Source organism: Bacillus salipaludis (assembly GCF_004358205.1).
Genome location: NZ_SMYO01000014.1, coordinates 86,355 through 107,328, shown reverse-complemented (window position 1 = coordinate 107,328; position 20,974 = coordinate 86,355). Strand labels below are relative to the sequence as shown.

Sequence of the window (20,974 nt, the reverse complement as noted above, 5' to 3'; positions counted from 1 at the left end):
AAGGCATCGCTGGGTAGCTATGTGCGGACGGGATAAGTGCTGAAAGCATCTAAGCATGAAGCCCCCCTCAAGATGAGATTTCCCATAGCGTCAAGCTAGTAAGATCCCTGAAAGATGATCAGGTTGATAGGTCAGAGGTGGAAGCGTGGTGACATGTGGAGCTGACTGATACTAATCGATCGAGGACTTAACCATAGTCTTAAGGTGAACTCGTTTTTACTGAAACTTCTTCTGTATTATCTAGTTTTGAGGGAATGAAAAAAAATAAATTTACCTCTTGAAAAATCTCAAAAAGACATTATAATAAAATAGTGTCTGATAAATAGTCTGGCAATAATGGCGAGAAGGTCACACCCGTTCCCATACCGAACACGGAAGTTAAGCTTCTCAGCGCCGATGGTAGTTGGGGGCTGTCCCCCTGTGAGAGTAGGACGTTGCCAGGCTGTTATATAATTATTCCGCAGTAGCTCAGTGGTAGAGCTATCGGCTGTTAACCGATCGGTCGTAGGTTCGAGTCCTACCTGCGGAGCCATTTTAATGGAGAGCTGTCCGAGTGGCCGAAGGAGCACGATTGGAAATCGTGTAGGCGGGTAACCCTGTCTCAAGGGTTCAAATCCCTTGCTCTCCGCCATTAAAATTTTTCTAAAATGGCCCCTTGGTCAAGCGGTTAAGACACCGCCCTTTCACGGCGGTAACACGGGTTCGAATCCCGTAGGGGTCACCAAAGTTTTTTACAGTAGTGAAAACAATTGTCATTAATATGGAGGATTAGCTCAGCTGGGAGAGCATCTGCCTTACAAGCAGAGGGTCGGCGGTTCGATCCCGTCATCCTCCACCATATTGTTATCGCGGGGTGGAGCAGTCTGGTAGCTCGTCGGGCTCATAACCCGAAGGTCGCAGGTTCAAATCCTGCCTCCGCAATTTGGTCTGGTAGTTCAGTTGGTTAGAATGCCTGCCTGTCACGCAGGAGGTCGCGGGTTCGAGTCCCGTCCAGACCGCCATTTAAGTGGCTCAGTAGCTCAGTCGGTAGAGCAAAGGACTGAAAATCCTTGTGTCGGCGGTTCGATTCCGTCCTGAGCCACCTTTAATTTTTAAAAGATACGCCGATGTAGCTCAATTGGTAGAGCAACTGAATCGTAATCAGTAGGTTGGGGGTTCAATTCCTCTCGTCGGCACCTTAAGCTGACAACTCAACTTTCAAATGTGGAGGGGTAGCGAAGTGGCTAAACGCGGCGGACTGTAAATCCGCTCCCTCCGGGTTCGGCGGTTCGAATCCGTCCCCCTCCACCATTTTAGGGGTATAGTTTAAAGGTAGAACGAAGGTCTCCAAAACCTTTGGTGTGGGTTCAATTCCTACTACCCCTGCCAATTATTTTCATTATGGCGATTGTGGCGAAGTGGTTAACGCATCGGATTGTGGTTCCGACATTCGTGGGTTCGATTCCCATCAGTCGCCCCATTTAATTTTTATTGAATAAGTGGTAAATTTATTATACTATTGGGCTATAGCCAAGCGGTAAGGCATCGCACTTTGACTGCGACATGCGTTGGTTCAAATCCAGCTAGCCCAGCCAATTTGCGGAAGTAGTTCAGTGGTAGAACACCACCTTGCCAAGGTGGGGGTCGCGGGTTCGAATCCCGTCTTCCGCTCCAATAATTATGGCGGCATAGCCAAGTGGTAAGGCCAAGGTCTGCAAAACCTTTATCCACCGGTTCGAATCCGGTTGCCGCCTCCATCTTTACAGATTGTGTTGAGATTGGAGAATTAGAAGAATAAGATTTCGCCGGGGTGGCGGAACTGGCAGACGCACAGGACTTAAAATCCTGCGGTAGGTGACTACCGTACCGGTTCGATTCCGGTCCTCGGCATTAGCTTTAAAATTTTATACACGCCGGTGTGGCGGAATTGGCAGACGCGCACGACTCAAAATCGTGTTCCGCAAGGAGTGTCGGTTCGACCCCGACCACCGGTATCACAGACAGTGTTAGAAACACAGTCGCAGCAACGGTTTGACAATTTTGTCAGGCCGTTTTTTGTCGTTTGATGAAAATCATATTGAACAAATCAGATTAAAGAGATGCAGAACATTTTGAAGGGATTCTAGCAAGAAAATGTTCTTTAAGGCTTGTAGGAGCTGGAAGGATATTCATTCTCTTCTAATAGGTTATAATAAAACTAATTAGAAGAAAAGGATGAGTTTATATGAAATATTCTAAGAATATATCGGAAACAATTAAGGTGATGCAAAGTCACGTCTCTGTCCGCAAGTATTTAGCGGAACCAATCCCAAAAGAACATTTATTGGAAATCCTTAAATCAGGACAGGGTGCGGCTACCTCCCATTTTGTCCAGGCTTATTCCATCATTCATGTTACAGACAAGGAGAAAAAAGACAAAATAGCTGAACTTGCAAAAAATAGCCATATTAGTAATGCTTCAGATTTCTTCATATTTTGCGCAGATTTAAAACGCCTGGAAGTGGCCGGCAGGAAGCATGGAATCGTCATTGAACACGATAATTTAGAAAATTTTATGGTTGCAATTATCGATACTGCCCTGATTGCCCAAAATGTCATTACAGCAGCAGAATCACTTGGATATGGCGGCTGTTATATTGGCGGTGTTCGGAATAATCCCGATCCTATTAGCAAGCTTGTTGGTCTTCCTGACAAAGTGTTTCCGATATTTGGATTATGCTTAGGGGTTCCTGCCGAAAGGAACGAGGTAAAACCAAGATTGCCATTAGATGCGATTCTCCACAAAAATCAATATAACACGGAGAAATATGAAAGTCTGCTTGACGAGTATGATCAAACCATGAATACATATTATCAGCAGCGCTCTACCAATAACAAACAAACCAACTGGACTGAATCAATGGCTCATTTTATGGAAAATAAAAGAAGAGTTCATATGCGAGAATTTGTTGAAAGCAAAGGATTCCATTTGGAGTAAAAAAAGAATCCGGCGCCATTTCGAATAGCGCCGGATTTATTTATGAATTTTCTTATATAAAAGCATATTCGGACAGGAGAAGAAGGAAAGCTTAAATCCAGTCCAAATCTAAGATCATAAACCAATCTCCTAAAGCTCCCATGCCTCTTTTAATAACTGAATTCCTGTTTCAATTTCAGATTCGGATAAACCGCCAAAACCGAGTAAGACCCGAGAACCAAAGCTTCCTTTAGAATAATAATAGGCCGATAAGGGATATACCTTTACCCCAACCTTTAAGGCTTTTCTGATTAGCTGCTCTTCCCCCATCCCGTTTTTTACTTCCAAGACAATATGAAGCCCAGAATTTTCACCAATGACAAGCACGTTGTCCCCAAGAAAATTTTTAATCGACTGCATTAAAACAACATGCTTCTTGCGGTAAAGGGTTCTCATTTTATTTAAATGACTTTGCCAATAACCTTCACTCATAAAGCGATAAAGGGTATCCTGATGCAATCGGGAGGACGTTTGCTTATAAATGGTATAGCGGTCGTGATACTTCTTTAACAAATTCGGCGGTAAAACGAGATAACTGATCCGGATTGAAGGTATTAAAGACTTGGAAAAAGTCCCTAAATAGATCACCCGTCCTTTTTGGTCCAACCCTTGCAACGAAGGAATTGGCTTTCCCTTATAGCGATATTCACCGTCATAATCATCTTCAATGATATAACCATTCTTTTCCTCCGCCCATTTTAACAATTCCAACCTTCGTGATATCGGCATTACCATTCCAAAAGGGAATTGATGAGAGGGAGTCACATAAGCAACACTAGCATTACTACTATTCAGTTCCTGTATATTCAATCCATCTTCATCAAGTGGGATAAAAATCGTGTTCGCCCCGAAATCTTGTAGAACTGTTTTCGTTCGATGAAATCCAGGATTCTCCAGTCCATAGGTTTGGCCTTTTCCTAGTAACATGCACAATAATCCGATTAGAAACTGGGTCCCAGCTCCAATGATAATTTGCTGGGCAGAACATTTTACCCCCCTGGAGGCAAATAAATACTTTGCAATTTGCTCGCGGAGTAACAGTTCTCCTTGAGGATTTCCATTATAGAACAACTCTCCCCGATCCAAAGATTGAATCGTCAATTTCCGCCATGCGGTATTTGGAAAGTTTTCTAAATCCACTTGGCCTGAATTGAAATCAATTTTAGCAATTTCTTGTGGTACATGATCACTGATTACCTCCATTTTTTGAGGATAATCCTGGCTTGAGAATAGGTCATCTTCAAATGGCGTAACAAATAGTCCTTTTCGGGGTTTACTTTCTAAATATCCCTCTGCACATAACTGATCGTAGGCAGACTGCACGGTGTTAAGGCTTAAACCAAGATAATTAGATAAACTTCTTTTTTGACGGTAATTTTTCTTTCGGTTTTATTCTACCTGATGAGATTTCTTCTTTAATGTAGTCGGCCAACTGTAAATACAGCGGTTTACTCATGCTATTATCCAAAACGGGTGTGATTTCAATCATGATTTTATCCTCCAGTCTATTTCTGGAACCATTAAATTTATCAAAACTGGTACTTTTGATTATACCAGATTGTGATTTAATATTGTTAAAAGATCCTTAAAGGGAATGGGGGAAGATGGCAAGAACAATAATAAGGATATTAAAAAATTCACAGGAAATTAAAGAAGCATTTCCAATAATGAAACAGCTGCGGGCGCATTTAAATGAAGCAAGTTTTCTTCAATTGGTTCAGGAAGCTGTGGAAAAAGAGGGGTATCAATTAGCGGCCTTATATGAAGACGAAAACATTGTTGCTGTAACAGGATTTATGCCCATGATCACCTTATATAATGGCAGGTCCATTTGGGTCTGCGATTTAGTGACAGATGAAGAAAAGCGGTCGAAAGGGTATGGAAAAAAACTTTTAAATTTTGTCCATCTATGGGCAAAAGAGAATGGATTTGGGATTGTCTCACTCTCATCCGGCTTACAACGGGGAGATGCTCATCGTTTTTATGAAGATAAAATGGAATATGACAAGTTCAGCTATGTTTTTTTTTAAAAGACTTTAATATAAAAAAAGGCTTTGTAAATCAGTTTTTATCAGAATCTTTACCTGTGCAATTTATTTTATATTAAATAAAGAAAGAGGAAAGCATATGAATTCAACATTCGTACAAACAGAATCAACTAAAACAAAGGCCATCGTCATAAACGCACTTTTCATCGCAATGACCTTTGTCGCAACAATGTTCATAAACATAAGGCTGCCATTAATGGGTAACGGTGGTTTAATCCATCTTGGGAATGTGCCTCTTTTTCTAGCAGCCTTGGTTTACGGCAAAAAAACAGGAGCTATCGCAGGCGCCTTCGGAATGGGTCTTTTTGATATTGTATCTGGTTGGGCAATATGGTCACCGTTCACATTTGTCATTGTTGGTGCAATGGGCTTTGTAGTTGGTCTCATATCTGAAAAGTCAACCGGCAATAGAGTCCTTGCAAGCACACTGGCCATTGCGGTTGCACTTATTATAAAAGTTGTGGGCTACTATTTTGCCGAAGTGATTCTTTACGGTAACTGGGTACAGCCATTCGGATCCGTCCCAGGAAACATTATGCAGGTCGTATTAGCCGGTATCATTGTAATCCCAATTGCAGCACGCTTAAAGAAAAGAGCTTGAAAGATATAAGAGGGAAACATATTTTGGAACGATTTTCAATGCAGGCAAACCGAAATTTTAGGATTTGTCGACAGTCTAAGTCAACATTTTCAATGTTGACTTTTTATTTTGTCTTTGATTATTCAACTATCAAATTTCTATCAGTTTTTGATAATCTCAGAATTGTAAAGTGATTGAATGAAATGATAGAGTAGTTGCCTTCAAATAATGTATTGAAGGAGAATAGAAGGGGGAAAATCTCCTATCGACGGGATAGGAGATTTAAGATTTTTTAATTTGATAATTCAAGTAATAAATCACCGGGTTCAATCGTATCGTTATTATTTATATAAATCTCTTTAATTGTACCACTGAATGGTGCTTGAACAGTTGTCTCCATCTTCATGGCCTCTGTAATCATGAGATGATCACCTTTTGAAACTATTTGTCCTTTTTCAACAAGGAGTTTCAGAACGTTACCTGGCATGGAAGCTCCAATATGGCTTTTATTTCCAGGATCTGCTTTCAATTTTGCTTGAACAGTCGTTTTAATATTCTCGTCTTTAATAAGAACTTCACGTGTCTGACCATTTAGTTCAAAATAAAGCACGCGAGTCCCGTCCGGTTTCGGTTCGCTAATGGAAATGAGTTTGACAAAAAGGGTTTTCCCTTTTTCAATTTCCACCTCAATTTGTTCGCCTAGGCGCATTCCGTATAAAAACGTTGGCGTATCAAGAACGGAAATATCTCCATATTTCTCGACTGTTTGATGGTATTCCATAAACACCTTTGGATATAGGACATAGGCAATCACATCGTGGCTTGTCACAGGACGTTTTAATGAACGATACAACATCTCTTTAATTTCTTGAAAGTTTACAGGCTCCAAGAGTTCTCCGGGGCGAACATTTATTGGTTCTTTTCCTTTTAAAATAATACGTTGAAGCTCTTTAGGAAATCCCCCATAAGGCTGGCCAAGGTAGCCTTCAAATAATTCTATAACTGAGTCAGGAAAATCAAGTGTCTCCCCGCGTTCAAAAATATCGTCTTCCGTTATATTATTTTGTACCATATAAAGGGCCATGTCCCCAACAACTTTTGAGGATGGGGTTACTTTTATAATATCGCCAAACAACTGATTTACACGGGAATACATTTCTTTTACTTGATCCCATCTGTCTCCCAATCCTACAGCTTTTGCTTGTTGCTGTAGATTACTATATTGTCCGCCTGGCATTTCGTGAACATATACTTCGGTATGAGGAGCATTCATGCCACTCTCAAAATCTGCGTAATATTTGCGAACCTCTTCCCAATAATAAGAAATCTGCTCCAATGCCTTTATGTCAATAAGCGGTTTACGATAATGTCCTTCTAAAGCATAATAGAGAGAATTTGCACTTGGCTGTGATGTTAGTCCAGCCATAGAGCTTGCCGCAACATCCACAATATCTACTCCTGCTTCAATTGCCTTTGCGTACATAAATAGTCCATTGCCGCTTGTATCATGGGTGTGTAAATGGATCGGTATCTCAACCGATTCCTTTAAAGCGGAAATCAAGTCATACGCAGCCTGTGGTTTTAACAAACCAGCCATATCCTTAATTCCTAATATATGTGCTCCTGATTGTTCCAGCTCTTTTGCCAGATTTTTATAGTAATCCAAATCATATTTTCTTCTAGACGGATCCAAAATATCACCCGTATAACACATGGTTGCCTCTGCAATTTTTCCACTATCTCTTACTGCATCAATCGCCAGTTCCATTCCTTTTACCCAATTGAGGCTGTCAAAGATTCGGAAAACGTCAATACCTGCTTCCGCAGACTTGTTAACAAATTCTTTGATTACATTATCCGGATAATTTTTATAACCGACAGCATTTGATGCACGAAGAAGCATTTGGAACAACATATTCGGCATGGCTTGCCGCAACTTTAATAAGCGTTCCCATGGATTCTCCTTTAAAAAGCGGTAGGAGACATCGAATGTCGCACCACCCCACATTTCAACAGAAAATAAATTAGGAATTAAACGGGCAGTCGGCTCGGCAATTCGCAGCAAGTCATTTGTTCGAACACGAGTGGCTAACAATGATTGATGGGCATCACGGAAAGTTGTATCGGTTAATAAAACTTCCTTTTGTTCTTTAATCCAATTTACGACTCCTTCTGGACCTTTTTCATCAAGTATTTGTTTTGTTCCGTTTAGAATTGGCTCAAATGGATTAATCCTAGGTAATGTTGGTTTTTCAAAAAGAGGCTTATCCTTTTTAGTCACTCCCGGAAAACCATTCACCGTTACGTTTCCAATATAAGTGAGCATTTTTGTCCCACGGTCTTTCGATTTCGGGAAAATGAATAACTCCGGTGTAGAATCGATAAACGATGTATTATATTCACCTTTTAGAAATTTCTCATGCTTTACCACTTTTTCGAGGAACGGAATATTGGTTCTGATTCCACGGATCCGGAATTCTTTTAAATTTCTGACCATTTTTGCCGCAGCTTGATCAAAGGTTAGGGCCCAAGTTGTTACTTTTACAAGAAGGGAGTCGTAAAAGGGGGTAATGACTGCTCCCTGGAATCCATTTCCTGCATCTAAACGTACCCCAAACCCTCCGCCTGAACGGTAGGCCATGATTCTTCCTGTATCTGGCATAAAGTTATTCAAAGGATCTTCGGTAGTAACACGCGATTGAATCGCATAACCGTGTACCTGAATATTTTCTTGACTAGGAATTCCCACTTCATGACTATGAAGAGAATAGCCGGCCGCAATTATTATTTGGGACTGAACAATATCAATACCGGTAATCATTTCTGTAATCGTATGTTCAACCTGTACCCGTGGGTTTACTTCAATAAAAAAGAATTCATCATCTGTAACAAGGAACTCTACTGTTCCAGCATTTAGATAGGAAACGTTTTTCATTAAATGAACAGCAGCCTCACATATAGCTTGCCGCAAGTCTTCAGGCAATGAAAGGCTTGGAGCTACTTCCACAACCTTTTGGTGGCGGCGTTGGACGGAACAATCACGTTCAAATAAATGAACAACGTTTCCATTATGGTCACCTAATATCTGTACCTCAATATGTTTGGGATTTTCCACAAATTTTTCAATATAAACCTCATCGTTTCCGAATGCGGCTTTTGCTTCAGATTTGGCGCGATCATATGATTCTTTTAAACTGTCTTCACTTCGTACAATCCGCATTCCACGGCCGCCTCCGCCAAGAGATGCCTTGATCATGAGCGGATATCCATATTTTTGCCCAAAAGTTTTCGCTTCCTCCAGGCTCTCAATAGGACCATCACTTCCAGGAATTACTGGAATATTAGCCTGAATCGCTTGGTGGCGGGCCTTCACTTTATCCCCGAACATCTCTAAATGTTTTGATTTTGGACCAATAAAAATAATTCCTTCATCTTCACAACGTTTTGCGAATTCAGCATTTTCTGATAGAAATCCATAGCCCGGGTGGATAGCGTCAACTTCATGGGACTTTGCAATTTTAATAATTCCTTCAATATCCAGATAAGCATCAATTGGTTTTTTTCCTTCCCCAACTAAATAGGCTTCATCTGCTTTATACCGGTGGAAAGAGCCGCTATCCTCTTTTGAGTAAATGGCAACGGTTCGAATGTCTAACTCGGTACAGGCACGGAAAATTCGGATTGCAATTTCCCCACGATTTGCAACTAAAACTTTGTTAATCTTTTTTATTCTACTTTCCATATCTAATTCTCCTTAATAATTAAAGATTTATAGAGCGGTAAATTTTTAAAATTTTGGGCTTTTTCCCTCCAATAACGCTATTTGAATATTAATAATATTCAAATTAAATTATAGCAAAAATGAGAACCCTTTTCTTATGAAAAACTCGAAAGGCTGATTCCAATAAGGAAAGAGCCTCTCGAGTTTTTCAATATTTTAAGGAATCATGAAACTAAGAACTGAATTTTGTAGCCAAACGATGATTCCGACAATAATGACTAGGAAAATACTATGTTTGATTGTAAAGCGGAACAGCTCGGATTCTTTACCGGCAAGTCCTACGGCTGCACAGGCAACGGCAATCGATTGTGGTGAAATCATTTTACCTGTGACTCCGCCGGATGAGTTAGCTGCAAGTGCCAAAATGGGATTCATGCCAATCGATTCGGCGGTAACTTTTTGCAGATTGGCGAATAACACGTTTGCCGATGTGTCCGATCCAGTTATAAAAACCCCCAGCCATCCAAGGAAAGGTGAGAAGAATGGGAACAGGATTGGTCCTGTTTTTGCCAATGCTAATCCAAGAGTTGTACTCATTCCGGCAACGTTAATCACATAGGCGAAACCAACAACTGTAGCAATCGTTAACAGTGGGTACTTTACTTCATTTAATGTTTCCCCAAATGTTTGCACCCAAGAATTCCATGACATTTTTATAATAAACTTCGTGATAATTGCAGCAATTAAAATCGCAGTACCAGCGGCTGCCAATAGCTCAATTTTGTAAAAGGCGGGTGCCGGTACTGCCCCGGCTTTACTAATCACTTTGTTATGGACAAATGGTACTTCCGGCATAAAGGTTAAAGCATGTCCAATTGAATTAATAGCCTTTAGAATAGCATTAGCCCCTTCATAATGCCCGCTTAATGCAAGCTTGATCGTCGGAATTCCCCAAAGTGAAATGGTTGCTGTTAACAAAATAAATGGTGACCAAGCTTTAAAAATTTGTCCCCCAGTATAGTGAACTTCATTTGTTTTTCTACAAGAAATGGTAACAGCAGCGGCAAGCTCTTGTTCTGCCGAAAAACGGAAAATCGTTTTTGGCTTCCAGAAATTTAGGAAAATAGCTAAAGCAAACAACGAAACAAGTGCTGATAAGATATCAGGCAGTTCTGGTCCTAAAAAGTTAGATGTTAAGTATTGTGTAATGGCAAATGCAAACCCTGATACAAGAATTGCCGGCAATACTTCCATCGTTTTCTTAAAACCAGCCATAATAAATACAAGATAAAATGGAATAAACACTGATAAAAATGGCAGCTGACGACCGATCATTTTTGAAATTTCTTTTGCGGCAATACCGGTAGGCCCTTCCATCGCAATAACTGGAATACCAATGGCGCCAAACGCAACCGGTGCTGTGTTCGCAATTAAACAAATCCCAGCAGCATATAGCGGATTAAATCCCAAACCAACTAATAGTGCAGCGGAAATTGCAACCGGTGCACCGAATCCTGCTGCCCCTTCAAGGAACGCCCCAAACGAAAACGCTACCAACAATGCTTGCAAACGCCGGTCCTCAGTAATGGATAAGACAGAATGGCGAATGATTTCAAATTGGCCCGATTTTACGGTTAGCTTGTATAAAAATACGGAGGCAACAATGATCCAGCCAATCGGCAGAACGCCGTAAACAGCCCCTTGAGTAGCCGACATGACGGCCATTTCGGCAGGAACTTTGTAAGCAATAACAGCAATAATAATAGAAAGTATAAGTGTAGTCAGGCCGGCAATGTGGCCCTTCATTCTTTTAATAGCTAAGGCCCAGAAGAAATAAAGAATGGGTATTAATGCAACAATCGCGGTGAGTGCTAGATTGTTTCCTACTGCAGTAAAATTTTGGGTAAATGTCATTGGCATAGTCTCCCTTAATTGGTTTTGTTATAGCGTTGCATTTTCAAAGAAAAAATTACCACCCACTTTACAAATAGAGTAATCGCTTACAAGTGATGATGTGGTCATCAGATGATTAGATGTTCAACATGGTGATAGAAAAGATTATATTAATATTTTTTAAAAATTACAACAGTATTTTTTACTATGGTTTTTATAAAAATCGCCCATAAAATTTTGAAGTAGATGCAAATCATATGAAAATAGGTATAATTAAAGTGCGTGTCAAAGCTGATGAATTATATAAAGGGGCACTGGAATGAATTATAAAAAAATCAAACCTAAAAAAATATATGAAGAGGTTACCGAAGCTATTTATGAAATGATTCGGTCTGAGGAGCTTAAACCCGGGGATAAGCTTGACTCTGTACAACAGCTTGCGGAAAATTTTCAGGTAGGACGTTCGGCCATACGTGAGGCATTAACCTCATTACGGGCAATGGGACTTGTCGAAATGAAGCAGGGTGAAGGGACCTATATAAAGGAATTTGAACCAGATCAAATTACTTTTCCATTATCAACTGCTATCTTAATGAACCAGGAAGATATTGCAGAATTAGTAGAAGTGCGGAAAATTATTGAAAGCGGGACTGCAGCTGCTGCGGCAAAGCGAAGAACCGATCAGAATTTAATGATGATGGAGGCTGCTCTTGAAGCAATGCTTGAAGCAAAAGGTGATGAAGAACTTGGTGAAACGGCAGATTTACAATTTCACATGGCGCTTGCCGAAGCTGCCCAAAACCGATTATTGCTGAATTTAATGAACCATGTTTCTGAGCTTATGGTAGAAACAATGAGGGAAACGCGCAGGGTTTGGTTGTTTTCAAAAGAAACTACCATTGAGCAGTTACATAGGGAGCACTTGGCCATTTATGAAGCAATTAAAGCACAGGACAAAGAGGCAGCAAGGACCAACATGCTGATTCACCTTGAAAATGTCGATGCTATTCTAGGGAAGTATTTCCAACATACAACAAAGTTTAATAGGGAGTAAAATACTGATAAAAAAGGGTTCCTATAATAGTTGAGGGGCCCTTTTTTGCATTTTTCAATCAGATAAAAAAGGACTTTTTTTTTGAAAGCCCTTTCTAAACTTGATACTTTTGGTGTAAGATGTACAATATAAATTATTCAGTCATCAGATGACCGGTTAACTAGTTTTATAAACATAGTGACAGAATTTATTTTTGAGGGGAAGAGAAAAATGAAGGTTACTCTTTTTGCAACTTGTATCGTCGATATGTTCCAAGGCAATGTGGGGAAGGCAACGGTTGAACTGCTTGAAAGACTTGGATGTGAAGTGGAATTCCCGGAATCGCAGGTCTGCTGTGGTCAGCCTGCATACAACAGCGGTTATGTGAAGGAATCAAAAGAAGCCATGAAACGTATGATTGAAACGTTTAGTGACGCCGAATATGTAGTTTCACCATCTGGTTCATGTGCTTTTATGTTCCATGAGTATCCTCATGTTTTTGCAGACGACCCTGTATGGGAGCAAAAGGCAAAGGCATTAGCAGACAAAACCTATGAGCTGACACAATTTATCGTCGAGGTTTTAAAAATAGAAGATGTCGGTGCAAGATTTGTAGGCAATGTAACGTATCATACTTCCTGCCACATGACCAGATTACTAGGCGTAAAAGAACCGCCTATGATTTTGTTAAGAAATGTTAAAGGCTTACAGTTCACCGAATTACCTGGTAAAGAACAATGCTGCGGATTTGGCGGCACATTTTCAGTTAAAATGGCACAAATTTCGGAGCAGATGGTCGATGAGAAGGTCCGGCACGTAGAAGAAACCGGAGCACAGTACCTGGTGGGAGCGGACGGAGCCTGCTTGATGAATATCGGCGGCAGGATGGAACGATTGGGGAAACCGGTAAAAGTGCTGCATATTGCCGAAGTATTAAACAGCCGTTAATGCATTTATTTTTTTAAAAAATGGGGGGATTTCCTATGGCAATGAAAATTGGCACGGAGCAATTTAAGGAACGTGTTGACCATGGAATACACGATGATTTCATGCGCGGTGCAGTTGCCGGTGCACAGGATGGAATGGGTTTGAAGCGCAGGGCAGTGACAACTGATGAAATGAGCAACTGGGAAGATTGGCGCAATCACGGTGAAGAAATCCGGCAGCATGTTCTGGAGTATTTGGATTATTACCTGGAGCAGCTGAGTGAAAATGTCGCAAAACGTGGCGGGCACGTCTTTTTTGCACAAACTAAGGAAGAAGCAAATGAATATATTAGAAGTGTTGTCCAGAAGAAAAAGGCAAAAAAGGTTGTCAAATCCAAATCGATGGTAACAGAAGAAATCAGCTTAAATGCTCTGCTGCATGAGGAAGGCTGTGAGGTCGTTGAAACGGACCTTGGTGAATATATTCTCCAGCTGGACGATCATGATCCGCCGTCCCATATCGTTGTACCTGCCTTGCATAAAAATAAAGAACAAATTCGCGAAGTTTTTGAAAAGAAATTAGGGTATACGAAAACATCAAAACCTGAAGAACTTGCCTATCAAGCACGTGTCACCCTCCGCGAGAAATTTTTGGAAGCGGATATTGGGATAACGGGCTGTAACTTTGCGGTTGCTGAAACAGGTTCCTTCAGTCTAGTTACAAACGAAGGAAATGCTGATTTAGTAACGGCGCTGCCGAAAACGCAAATTACCGTCATGGGGATGGAGCGGATTGTGCCAACCTTTGAGGAAATGGAAGTACTCGTCAGCCTGCTAACAAGAAATGCTGTTGGGCAAAAGCTAACCAGTTATATTACTGTATTGACAGGGCCTCGTGAGGAATTGAATGTTGACGGACCTGAGGATTTCCATTTGGTAATTGTTGATAATGGCAGATCGAATATTCTTGGTGGTGAATTTCAGTCGGTATTACAATGTATCCGCTGTGCCGCCTGCATTAATGTTTGTCCGGTGTATCGTCATATTGGCGGTCACTCTTATGGTTCAATTTATCCTGGACCAATTGGTGCCGTACTCACACCATTGCTTGGTGGTTATGATGAATACAAGGAGCTTCCATATGCTTCTACCCTTTGCGGTGCCTGTACAGAAGTATGTCCGGTGAAAATTCCTCTGCACAACCTGCTGCATAAACACCGTGAAGTCATTGTTGAAAAAGAAGGCAAAGCACCTGTTTCAGAAAAATTATTAATGAAGGCATTCGGTCTTGGGGCTGCTTCTCCAACACTCTATAAATTTGGTTCAAAAATCGCGCCAGCCGCCATGTCTCCATTTACCTCGGGGGATAAAATCTCCAAAGGACCGGGACCGCTTAAAGCTTGGACGGATATTCGAGATTTCCCTGCCCCGAATAAAGAGAGATTCAGAGATTGGTTTAATAATCGCGATAAAGGAGACAAAAAACTATGATTGGCACTATCCATAATCGAGATAAATTCTTAAATCAAATTGCCAGTCAGCTGAACCGGCCGCGAATTTCCGCTCCGATTGAAAAGCCGAACTGGAAATTCCAGCCGCAATATGAAGTATTTAAGGATGCAACGCAGGATGAACTGCTGGAGATTTTAAAGGAGCATTGTAAGAAAATCCATACGAAAATTTTTACTACTGATTTAATAGAGCTGCCGGGGATTGTAAATGATGTAGTCGCTGAATACGGCGGAGGCCCGGTTGTGACGTGGAAAGACGAACGGTTCTCGAAGTGGGGGCTTGATTCCTTAATGAAGGAGAAGTGGCCTTCTGAGAAGATTGATGTGTTTGAATGGGATTACAAATTAGGCGAGGAGAATGTTCAAAAAGCAGAAAACGCAAATGTCGGCATTACCATTAGTGAAATTACCCTTGCTGAGTCTGGAACAGTGGTTTTGTTTAGCGACAAGGACAAGGGTAGGACGGTTAGTTTTTTACCGGCTACATCGATTATGCTGATTCCAAAAAGCACTCTTGTTCCAAGGGCAACACAGGCGGCAGTAAAAATGCGGGAAATCTATCAAAAGACCGGACATGTGGCGTCCTGCATCAATTTTATTACCGGTCCAAGTAATTCAGCCGATATTGAGTTGAATCTGGTTGTCGGCGTACATGGTCCGATAAAGGCTACTTATATTGTGATTAACGACTTATAATTTTGGATGAGGGGGCGGTCCTAGATAGAGACGGCCCCTTTTTCCTTCAGACCTAAAGTCAATTTCGGAAAAGGATTTCAGGCTACGGGAACTCGTAATGGGCAATTTTGTTTCCAGGTGAAAATAAATAGCGATAAATTTCTTTAACTTCTGACGAACTCGCGGACGATTTTGTGAGAAGTGAAAGTTGTATCCCCGTTTGTTTCCAAGCACAGTAACGAAAGCAGTGCAACCGATTAGTTGCATGGAAATTCAAAATGTGCTACCATGTGGTTGCAGATTAAATTGAGGAGGAATTATGAGATGGAAAATGATCAAATTGAGCGAGAGATATTCATTGCTGCGCCACTGGAAAAGGTTTGGTTGTTATTTAGCGAGCCAGCCTGGTGGGTTGGCGATGCCCCAGGTCCGAATTCTGTTCATGTTGATGGCAAACGTGTGGTTGCGGAAACAAGGTTCGGCAATTTTCCAGTGGAGATTGAGAGAATGGATCCACCAAACTATTTAGCATGTCGATGGGCAAGCTCCTTTCCTGGTGAGGAGCCAAGAGAAGGTAATTCCACATTGGTTGAGTTTACTTTGACTGCTAAAGATGAAGGCACTATGCTACGTGTGGTGGAAAGTGGTTTTGCTAATTTAACCACCACACATGATGAACGAATGAAGTTTTTTAGAGAAAATTCGGATGGATGGAAGCAGCAGCTAGATTACTTACGCCAACGTGCTGAGAAGACGGTGGAATGAAATTGGATAAGGAACAAGACGAACAAGTTTTGGCGGCACTCGCAGATTCCACCCGTCGTCAGTTGCTCGATATCCTCGCAGCGTATGGAGAAGCCTCTGCAACGGCTTTAGCTACTCAAGTAACGATATCCCGCCAAGCGGTGGTCAAACATTTGTGGGTTCTTGAGAAGGCTAGACTAGTAACTTGTAATCGTGTAGGGCGTGAGATGCGTTATACAGTCTGCACACAACCAATAGAATCGACGGCTCAATGGATGGCAAACCTTGCAAATGATTGGGACAGGAAATTGAAGGCAATTAAACACAGAGCAGAAATGGAGGAATGATTTCTCTATAGCAGCAGGAATCTTTCTTTGAGAATGGTCTAGCGCAAGCACCCAAGCACCTCTAGGTCATAAGCCAGTCCGTCAAGAGGTTTAAAGAACAACCTTCTCACCGGCTTGGCTTATGTTTGTCGGTACTGACCAAGGCGCTTGCGTATTTTTTATCAATCTACATAGTTTGCTTTGGCTGATAAAACTCTTTCGGAATAGGGCCAAAATTTCTACGGTGATACAGCATTGGATCTTTCTCTTTATTGATTTGAAGGTCAGTAACTTCCCCTATGAAAACTGTATGATCCCCCGCCTCAATGTCTTTAAATGTTTTACATTCAAATACTCCAAGCACTCCATCAATAATAGGCAATCCGTTGCTCGATATCTCCCAATCACATGTACTGAAACGGTCATCATGTTTCGTCGCAAACGTTTTACAAAGTTCAACCTGATCTTCTGCTAATACATGAACAGTGAATTTCCCACCTTCTTTAAACTCCTTAAGTAAGGACGATCTGTGATCAATAGACCAAAGAACCATTAGCGGCTCGAGCGATACGGAAGCAAATGAATTTACTGTCAGCCCAACTGGTGTCCCATCCTCCTTTGTTGTGGTAACGATTGTTACACCGGTCGGGTAGTTGCCCATAATTTGTTTGAATAAATCCTGATTCATTTCTTTTTGCATGTATCTTTCTCCTTTAAAAATAAATTTTGACTTTATATTATTATAATCTGAATATTATGAGGGATTTATCTTTGCATTTAACATTGTGAAATGTATGAAATTCTTTTATGAAACTTTTGGCTGTGTTAAACGTGGTTGTTGATTTCCGCTCCAGGATGCTCGCTTTCCGCGGGGCGGGCGGTGAGCCTCCTCGGCGCTTTAGCGCCTGTGGGGTCTCACCTGTCCCGCTGCTCCCGCAGGAGTCTCGCACCTTCCGCTCCAATCAACTTTGTTTAAACATCAACATTGTTCTTTAACAAAGCCAAACTTTTAAAGGCATGGCGAAGGTAATAAAAGAAGGTTTTTACAATTTAAAAGTTGCTAATAGAAGTTAACCTATTTTATAGTACTATTATGCGTGTATTTTGAATTTTTCGATAGTTAGATTTCCTCTTATTTATTTTTTTGAAGAAGGATTAAATAAAAATAGGAGCGTGAGTCATTTTGATTACTTCAGTTAGCAGGGCATGTCAAATTTTAAATTGTTTTACTCAGGACGATCCAGTGCTTGGAAATGCGGAGATTGCAGAAAAGCTGGGATTAAGCATAAGTACTACACATCATCTTATTAAAACCCTTTGCAAGGAGGGAGTTTTAATAAGAGATGAAGATAAAAAGTATAGACTAGGCTGGAAGATTTTTGAGTGGAATAATCAAGTAATGTTTCAGCAGGATTTTTATGATAAAGCAATGCCGTTAGTGAAGGAATTAATAGAAAGATTTAATGGGACAGCGCACATCTCCATGTTTGATCAGGGAGATGTAATCCATGTTTTAAGATTTTCTTCAAAAGATATTGATTCAGTGCCAACCTATCTCGGGGCAAGAAATCCTGCCTATTGTACGAGTGCAGGAAAAGCATTGCTTGCTTACAATAAGGCATACCTTCAAAAGACAGTCGAAAAAGGATTAACAAGACAAGGTTTGAACACGATTACGGATGTCAAATTGCTTGAAAGGGATTTGAAATCGATTCGGGAACAAGGTTATGCAATAAGCGATAATGAAAATGATACGTGCACCTATGCTATAGCTGCTCCCATTTTCTCCTATTCGGGGGAAACCATTGCTTCGATTAACTTAGTTGGTCCAATAAGCTATATGAAAGGACTTCATCGCGCACACATTATCCAAAGCGTTGTACATACTGCTAAAGCGATTTCCCGTGAGTTAGGCTACATTGAGTTGAAAAGGGATAATAGGAAATAAATCAAAGGGTAAAATTCCTTAAACGTTTTAACGAGTAAAAAAATTCCCTAAATTTTCATAATGTTTCACTATTTTAAATCACTTAAGCGAAGTGTAATGAACTTTTTTGTATAGTGATAAACAAGTGATAGAGATTGGTGGATTGAAAGTTTAATAAATGGCAGTTATGTAAACGTTGCCATTTATTTAAACGTTACGAATATGCTGTTTCCTCTGTATGGTGGAAGTTGGCCAATCCGTCATTTTTATAGCTGAAACTTATAAAATTTGGAGGGAATTAAGAATGGGTATTAGAACAGGAGAACAATATATTAATGCATTGGAATCTCGTACTCCAGAGGTGTGGCTTCGTGGTGAAAGAATCACAGATTTGGTCAACCATCCAGTATTCAAACAGCCAATCCAGGAGATTGCCAAGTTGTACGATCTGCAGCATGACCCTGAATATCAAGATAAAATTACACATATTTGTGAGGAGACTGGCGAACGGGTGAATAACGGTTTCCTCATTCCAAGAAATGGTGATGATCTTAAGGCTCGCAGACAGCTTTTCGAAGTGTGGGCTGAGGCCACTTTTGGTTTGATGGGGAGAACACCAGATTTTTTAAATATTGTCGTAACATCGATGGCAACAAACGATTGGTTTTTCCGGCAGTATGGTGAACAATATGGCGATAACATTGTTAACTATTACCGATATATAAGAGATCATGATTTGTTTCTTACACATGCCATCGTAAATCCTCAGAATGATCGCAGCAAGGCTTCATTTGAACAAAATGATGAGTTTACTCACTTGGGTGTAGTAAAAGAGACCGAAGATGGATTAATTGTACGCGGTGCTAAAATGTTAGCAACACTTGCACCTATTACGGATGAGGTAATTGTTTACTCTTATCCCGGCTTTAAGCCAGGTGATGATAAATATGCCATCTCATTTGCCCTTCCACTTGATACTCCTGGACTTAGCATCTATTGCCGAGAGGAAACTCAGGATGGGAAACGATCGACTTGGGATCATCCATTGGCGTCACGATTTGAAGAAATGGATGCCATTTTAGTATTTCATGATGTTCTTGTACCATGGGAACGGGTATTTATTAACCAAAATGTAGAGGCAGGGAATTTACTCTATCCTAAAACGGGTGCAAACCTACAGCCAGCCCATCAGTCTGCCGTTAGAGGATTATGTAAGCTTTCATTTGTAACGGATGTGGCATGTTCTGTAGCTGATGCTATTGGTGTAGACGGATTCTTAAATGTTCAAAATCAATTATCTGAGCTAATTCAAGGCGTCGAGACCATCAGAGCATTGGCGCGAATTGCTGAGTATGAATATACGATTACAGAGCAAGGAGAAGCATTACCAAACATTGTGCCATTCGAAACGATCAGGGGATTGCTTCCGAAACTGTATCCTAGGGCCATTGAAATATTACAGACGATTGGTGCAGGCGGCCTCTTAATGTCACCAACGGGTGCAGACTTTGTAAATCCGGAACTAGCTCTAGACATGGAGAAATATTATGTCGGCCGTCAGGGTGTTACTTCTGAAAAAAGAGTGAGATTATTCAAGTTAGCCTGGGATTTATGCGGGGAGGCATTTGGTCAAAGACTGCTGCAATATGAGCGTTATTATTCCGGTGACCCAGTCCGTAAAATGGGAATGTTCTACAATGTCCATAAGAGAAACAATCCTTCCTATCCGCGTGTTGAACGGGCATTGGAAGAATCCCTGTTGATGTCGGAGGAATATAAGGCGAAAATGCAAAAGGTGTAAATGACACTAAAACATTCAAGGGTAAGGAGGAATTTGCTTGAAAATCCATCAGACTGAAGGGCTAAAATTAAATGGTTCCGTCATTGCGATAGGTGCCTTCGATGGAGTACATCGCGGACATCAGTCTGTCCTCCGAGAGATGGTAAAAGACAGCCAAGTGGAAGGGTTGCCGAGTGTCGTTTATACCTTTTATCCGCCCCCGCGTTCTTATTTTCAAGGTGCGAAAATATTGACTAGCCCGGAGAAAAAGATTCAACTAATAAAAAGTTTAGGAGTAGAGCATGTCGTTGTTGCACAGTTTAATGAAAGATATCTTCAGCGGACAGCAGATGATTTCCTTGAAGAGCTATCGTTATTGAACCCTGCAAAAATTTTCGTCGGGGATGATTTTCGATTCGGCCATAAACGCTCAGGAGATGTTCAATTATTAAAAGAACATTTTCCGGTCCAATCAATCAACCCTATTTGCAGCACAGATGGAGAAAGGATTTCCTCTACCAGAATTAGAGAGCTTATTTTACAGGGTAAGCAGGAGCAAGCAGTTCCGCTACTCGGATGGACATAAGGGAATAATCAGATAAATGAAAGTTTAATCGTAAAAAAGGCACAGCTAGCATTGACTAAGTTGTGCCTTTTTAGCATTTCAAGGATTGTTTTAGGGCATTGGAGAAAAAAGAGTTATAAATACAAAATAAATATTTCTCGAAAAATTTGACTAATTTCATAATATGAAAAAAGTGAATGATCTTGAAAGCGCTTTTTCATTATACTCGGATTAGAAACTTAGTAAATTC

15 protein-coding genes, 16 tRNA genes, 2 rRNA genes and 1 pseudogene are annotated in these 20,974 nt (G+C 40.8%); 30 read left to right on the top strand and 4 right to left on the bottom strand.

All coding sequences use genetic code 11. The annotated features are described in order from the left end of the window. The 19 genes from E2K98_RS23830 to nfsA all read left to right on the top strand — a co-directional run. Positions 1 to 195 (top strand): 23S ribosomal RNA (locus E2K98_RS23830); the annotation flags it as partial. Between the two features lie 131 nt (positions 196 to 326). Further along, positions 327 to 443: ribosomal RNA gene (rrf, locus tag E2K98_RS23825) — 5S ribosomal RNA — on the top strand. 14 nt (positions 444 to 457) lie between these two features. Beyond that, positions 458 to 532: transfer RNA gene (locus tag E2K98_RS23820), tRNA-Asn, on the top strand. 7 nt (positions 533 to 539) lie between these two features. Then, positions 540 to 631, top strand: a tRNA-Ser gene (locus tag E2K98_RS23815). An 18-nt stretch (positions 632 to 649) separates the two neighbouring features. Continuing rightward, a tRNA-Glu gene (locus E2K98_RS23810) sits at positions 650 to 724 on the top strand. A gap of 38 nt (positions 725 to 762) precedes the next feature. After that, positions 763 to 838 (top strand) — tRNA-Val (locus E2K98_RS23805). A 9-nt stretch (positions 839 to 847) separates the two neighbouring features. Continuing rightward, a tRNA-Met gene (locus tag E2K98_RS23800) sits at positions 848 to 921 on the top strand. Between the two features lie 3 nt (positions 922 to 924). Further along, positions 925 to 1,001, top strand: a tRNA-Asp gene (locus E2K98_RS23795). 7 nt (positions 1,002 to 1,008) lie between these two features. Next, positions 1,009 to 1,081: transfer RNA gene (locus E2K98_RS23790), tRNA-Phe, on the top strand. Positions 1,082 to 1,102: 21 nt separating this feature from the next. After that, positions 1,103 to 1,175: transfer RNA gene (locus E2K98_RS23785), tRNA-Thr, on the top strand. 30 nt (positions 1,176 to 1,205) lie between these two features. Beyond that, positions 1,206 to 1,290: transfer RNA gene (locus tag E2K98_RS23780), tRNA-Tyr, on the top strand. Between the two features lie 4 nt (positions 1,291 to 1,294). Then, positions 1,295 to 1,368: transfer RNA gene (locus tag E2K98_RS23775), tRNA-Trp, on the top strand. A gap of 15 nt (positions 1,369 to 1,383) precedes the next feature. Continuing rightward, positions 1,384 to 1,459: transfer RNA gene (locus E2K98_RS23770), tRNA-His, on the top strand. A gap of 40 nt (positions 1,460 to 1,499) precedes the next feature. Beyond that, positions 1,500 to 1,574, top strand: a tRNA-Gln gene (locus E2K98_RS23765). 4 nt (positions 1,575 to 1,578) lie between these two features. Beyond that, a tRNA-Gly gene (locus tag E2K98_RS23760) sits at positions 1,579 to 1,653 on the top strand. Positions 1,654 to 1,661: 8 nt separating this feature from the next. After that, positions 1,662 to 1,736 (top strand) — tRNA-Cys (locus tag E2K98_RS23755). Positions 1,737 to 1,783: 47 nt separating this feature from the next. Continuing rightward, positions 1,784 to 1,869 (top strand) — tRNA-Leu (locus E2K98_RS23750). A gap of 22 nt (positions 1,870 to 1,891) precedes the next feature. Beyond that, positions 1,892 to 1,973, top strand: a tRNA-Leu gene (locus E2K98_RS23745). Between the two features lie 248 nt (positions 1,974 to 2,221). Continuing rightward, the gene (nfsA, locus tag E2K98_RS23740; RefSeq protein WP_133338618.1) at positions 2,222 to 2,956 is read left to right on the top strand and encodes an oxygen-insensitive NADPH nitroreductase; all 735 of its coding nucleotides are present in this window, start codon (positions 2,222 to 2,224) and stop codon (positions 2,954 to 2,956) included. Positions 2,957 to 3,085: 129 nt separating this feature from the next. Here nfsA and pdxR read toward each other — a convergent pair. After that, positions 3,086 to 4,484 (bottom strand): annotated as a pseudogene (gene pdxR / locus E2K98_RS23735) (MocR-like pyridoxine biosynthesis transcription factor PdxR). Positions 4,485 to 4,599: 115 nt separating this feature from the next. Between pdxR and E2K98_RS23730 the strand changes: the two are divergent. Both E2K98_RS23730 and E2K98_RS23725 read left to right on the top strand, forming a co-directional pair. Next, positions 4,600 to 5,025, top strand: a complete 426-nt coding sequence (locus tag E2K98_RS23730) for a GNAT family N-acetyltransferase (RefSeq protein WP_133338612.1) — start codon at positions 4,600 to 4,602, stop codon at positions 5,023 to 5,025. A 97-nt stretch (positions 5,026 to 5,122) separates the two neighbouring features. After that, entirely contained in the window at positions 5,123 to 5,644 is a 522-nt protein-coding gene (locus E2K98_RS23725; RefSeq protein WP_133338610.1) for an ECF transporter S component, read from the top strand. Between the two features lie 271 nt (positions 5,645 to 5,915). On the opposite strand, the gene pyc is transcribed toward E2K98_RS23725, so the two are convergent. Both pyc and E2K98_RS23715 read right to left on the bottom strand, forming a co-directional pair. Beyond that, positions 5,916 to 9,365, bottom strand: coding sequence for a pyruvate carboxylase (pyc, locus tag E2K98_RS23720; protein ID WP_133338608.1), 3,450 nt, complete (start codon positions 9,363 to 9,365; stop codon positions 5,916 to 5,918). Between the two features lie 195 nt (positions 9,366 to 9,560). Next, a complete protein-coding gene (locus E2K98_RS23715) occupies positions 9,561 to 11,258 on the bottom strand; it encodes an L-lactate permease (RefSeq protein ID WP_133338606.1) in 1,698 nt (565 codons plus the stop codon). Positions 11,259 to 11,556: 298 nt separating this feature from the next. On the opposite strand from E2K98_RS23715, the gene E2K98_RS23710 reads away from it, so the two are divergent. From E2K98_RS23710 to E2K98_RS23685, 6 genes are all read left to right on the top strand, one after another. Then, a complete protein-coding gene (locus tag E2K98_RS23710) occupies positions 11,557 to 12,291 on the top strand; it encodes a FadR/GntR family transcriptional regulator (RefSeq protein ID WP_133338604.1) in 735 nt (244 codons plus the stop codon). A 210-nt stretch (positions 12,292 to 12,501) separates the two neighbouring features. Beyond that, the gene (locus tag E2K98_RS23705) at positions 12,502 to 13,218 is read left to right on the top strand and encodes a (Fe-S)-binding protein (protein WP_133338602.1); all 717 of its coding nucleotides are present in this window, start codon (positions 12,502 to 12,504) and stop codon (positions 13,216 to 13,218) included. 35 nt (positions 13,219 to 13,253) lie between these two features. Then, the gene (locus E2K98_RS23700) at positions 13,254 to 14,687 is read left to right on the top strand and encodes a LutB/LldF family L-lactate oxidation iron-sulfur protein (RefSeq protein WP_133338600.1); all 1,434 of its coding nucleotides are present in this window, start codon (positions 13,254 to 13,256) and stop codon (positions 14,685 to 14,687) included. Beyond that, complete coding sequence (locus E2K98_RS23695) at positions 14,684 to 15,403, top strand: LutC/YkgG family protein (RefSeq protein ID WP_133338598.1); 720 nt, start codon at positions 14,684 to 14,686, stop codon at positions 15,401 to 15,403. Before E2K98_RS23700 ends, E2K98_RS23695 begins: the two co-directional genes overlap by 4 nt. Before the next feature lie 303 nt (positions 15,404 to 15,706). Then, positions 15,707 to 16,147 carry an SRPBCC domain-containing protein gene (locus tag E2K98_RS23690; protein WP_133338596.1) on the top strand — a complete coding sequence of 147 codons (441 nt, stop codon included), beginning with the start codon at positions 15,707 to 15,709 and terminating at the stop codon, positions 16,145 to 16,147. A 2-nt stretch (positions 16,148 to 16,149) separates the two neighbouring features. Further along, the gene (locus tag E2K98_RS23685; RefSeq protein WP_208025414.1) at positions 16,150 to 16,473 is read left to right on the top strand and encodes an ArsR/SmtB family transcription factor; all 324 of its coding nucleotides are present in this window, start codon (positions 16,150 to 16,152) and stop codon (positions 16,471 to 16,473) included. 166 nt (positions 16,474 to 16,639) lie between these two features. Here the strand turns inward: E2K98_RS23685 and E2K98_RS23680 are convergent, their stop codons facing one another. Beyond that, the gene (locus E2K98_RS23680) at positions 16,640 to 17,152 is read right to left on the bottom strand and encodes a flavin reductase family protein (RefSeq protein ID WP_133338592.1); all 513 of its coding nucleotides are present in this window, start codon (positions 17,150 to 17,152) and stop codon (positions 16,640 to 16,642) included. Between the two features lie 483 nt (positions 17,153 to 17,635). Between E2K98_RS23680 and E2K98_RS23670 the strand changes: the two genes are divergently transcribed. From E2K98_RS23670 to E2K98_RS23660, 3 genes are all read left to right on the top strand, one after another. Beyond that, positions 17,636 to 18,400, top strand: a complete 765-nt coding sequence (locus tag E2K98_RS23670; RefSeq protein WP_133338588.1) for an IclR family transcriptional regulator — start codon at positions 17,636 to 17,638, stop codon at positions 18,398 to 18,400. 283 nt (positions 18,401 to 18,683) lie between these two features. Next, positions 18,684 to 20,180, top strand: coding sequence for a 4-hydroxyphenylacetate 3-hydroxylase family protein (locus E2K98_RS23665; RefSeq protein ID WP_133338586.1), 1,497 nt, complete (start codon positions 18,684 to 18,686; stop codon positions 20,178 to 20,180). Between the two features lie 37 nt (positions 20,181 to 20,217). After that, positions 20,218 to 20,745 (top strand): FAD synthetase, encoded by a 528-nt coding sequence (locus tag E2K98_RS23660; protein WP_133338584.1) that lies wholly within the window; start codon positions 20,218 to 20,220, stop codon positions 20,743 to 20,745. Positions 20,746 to 20,974: the final 229 nt, after the last annotated feature.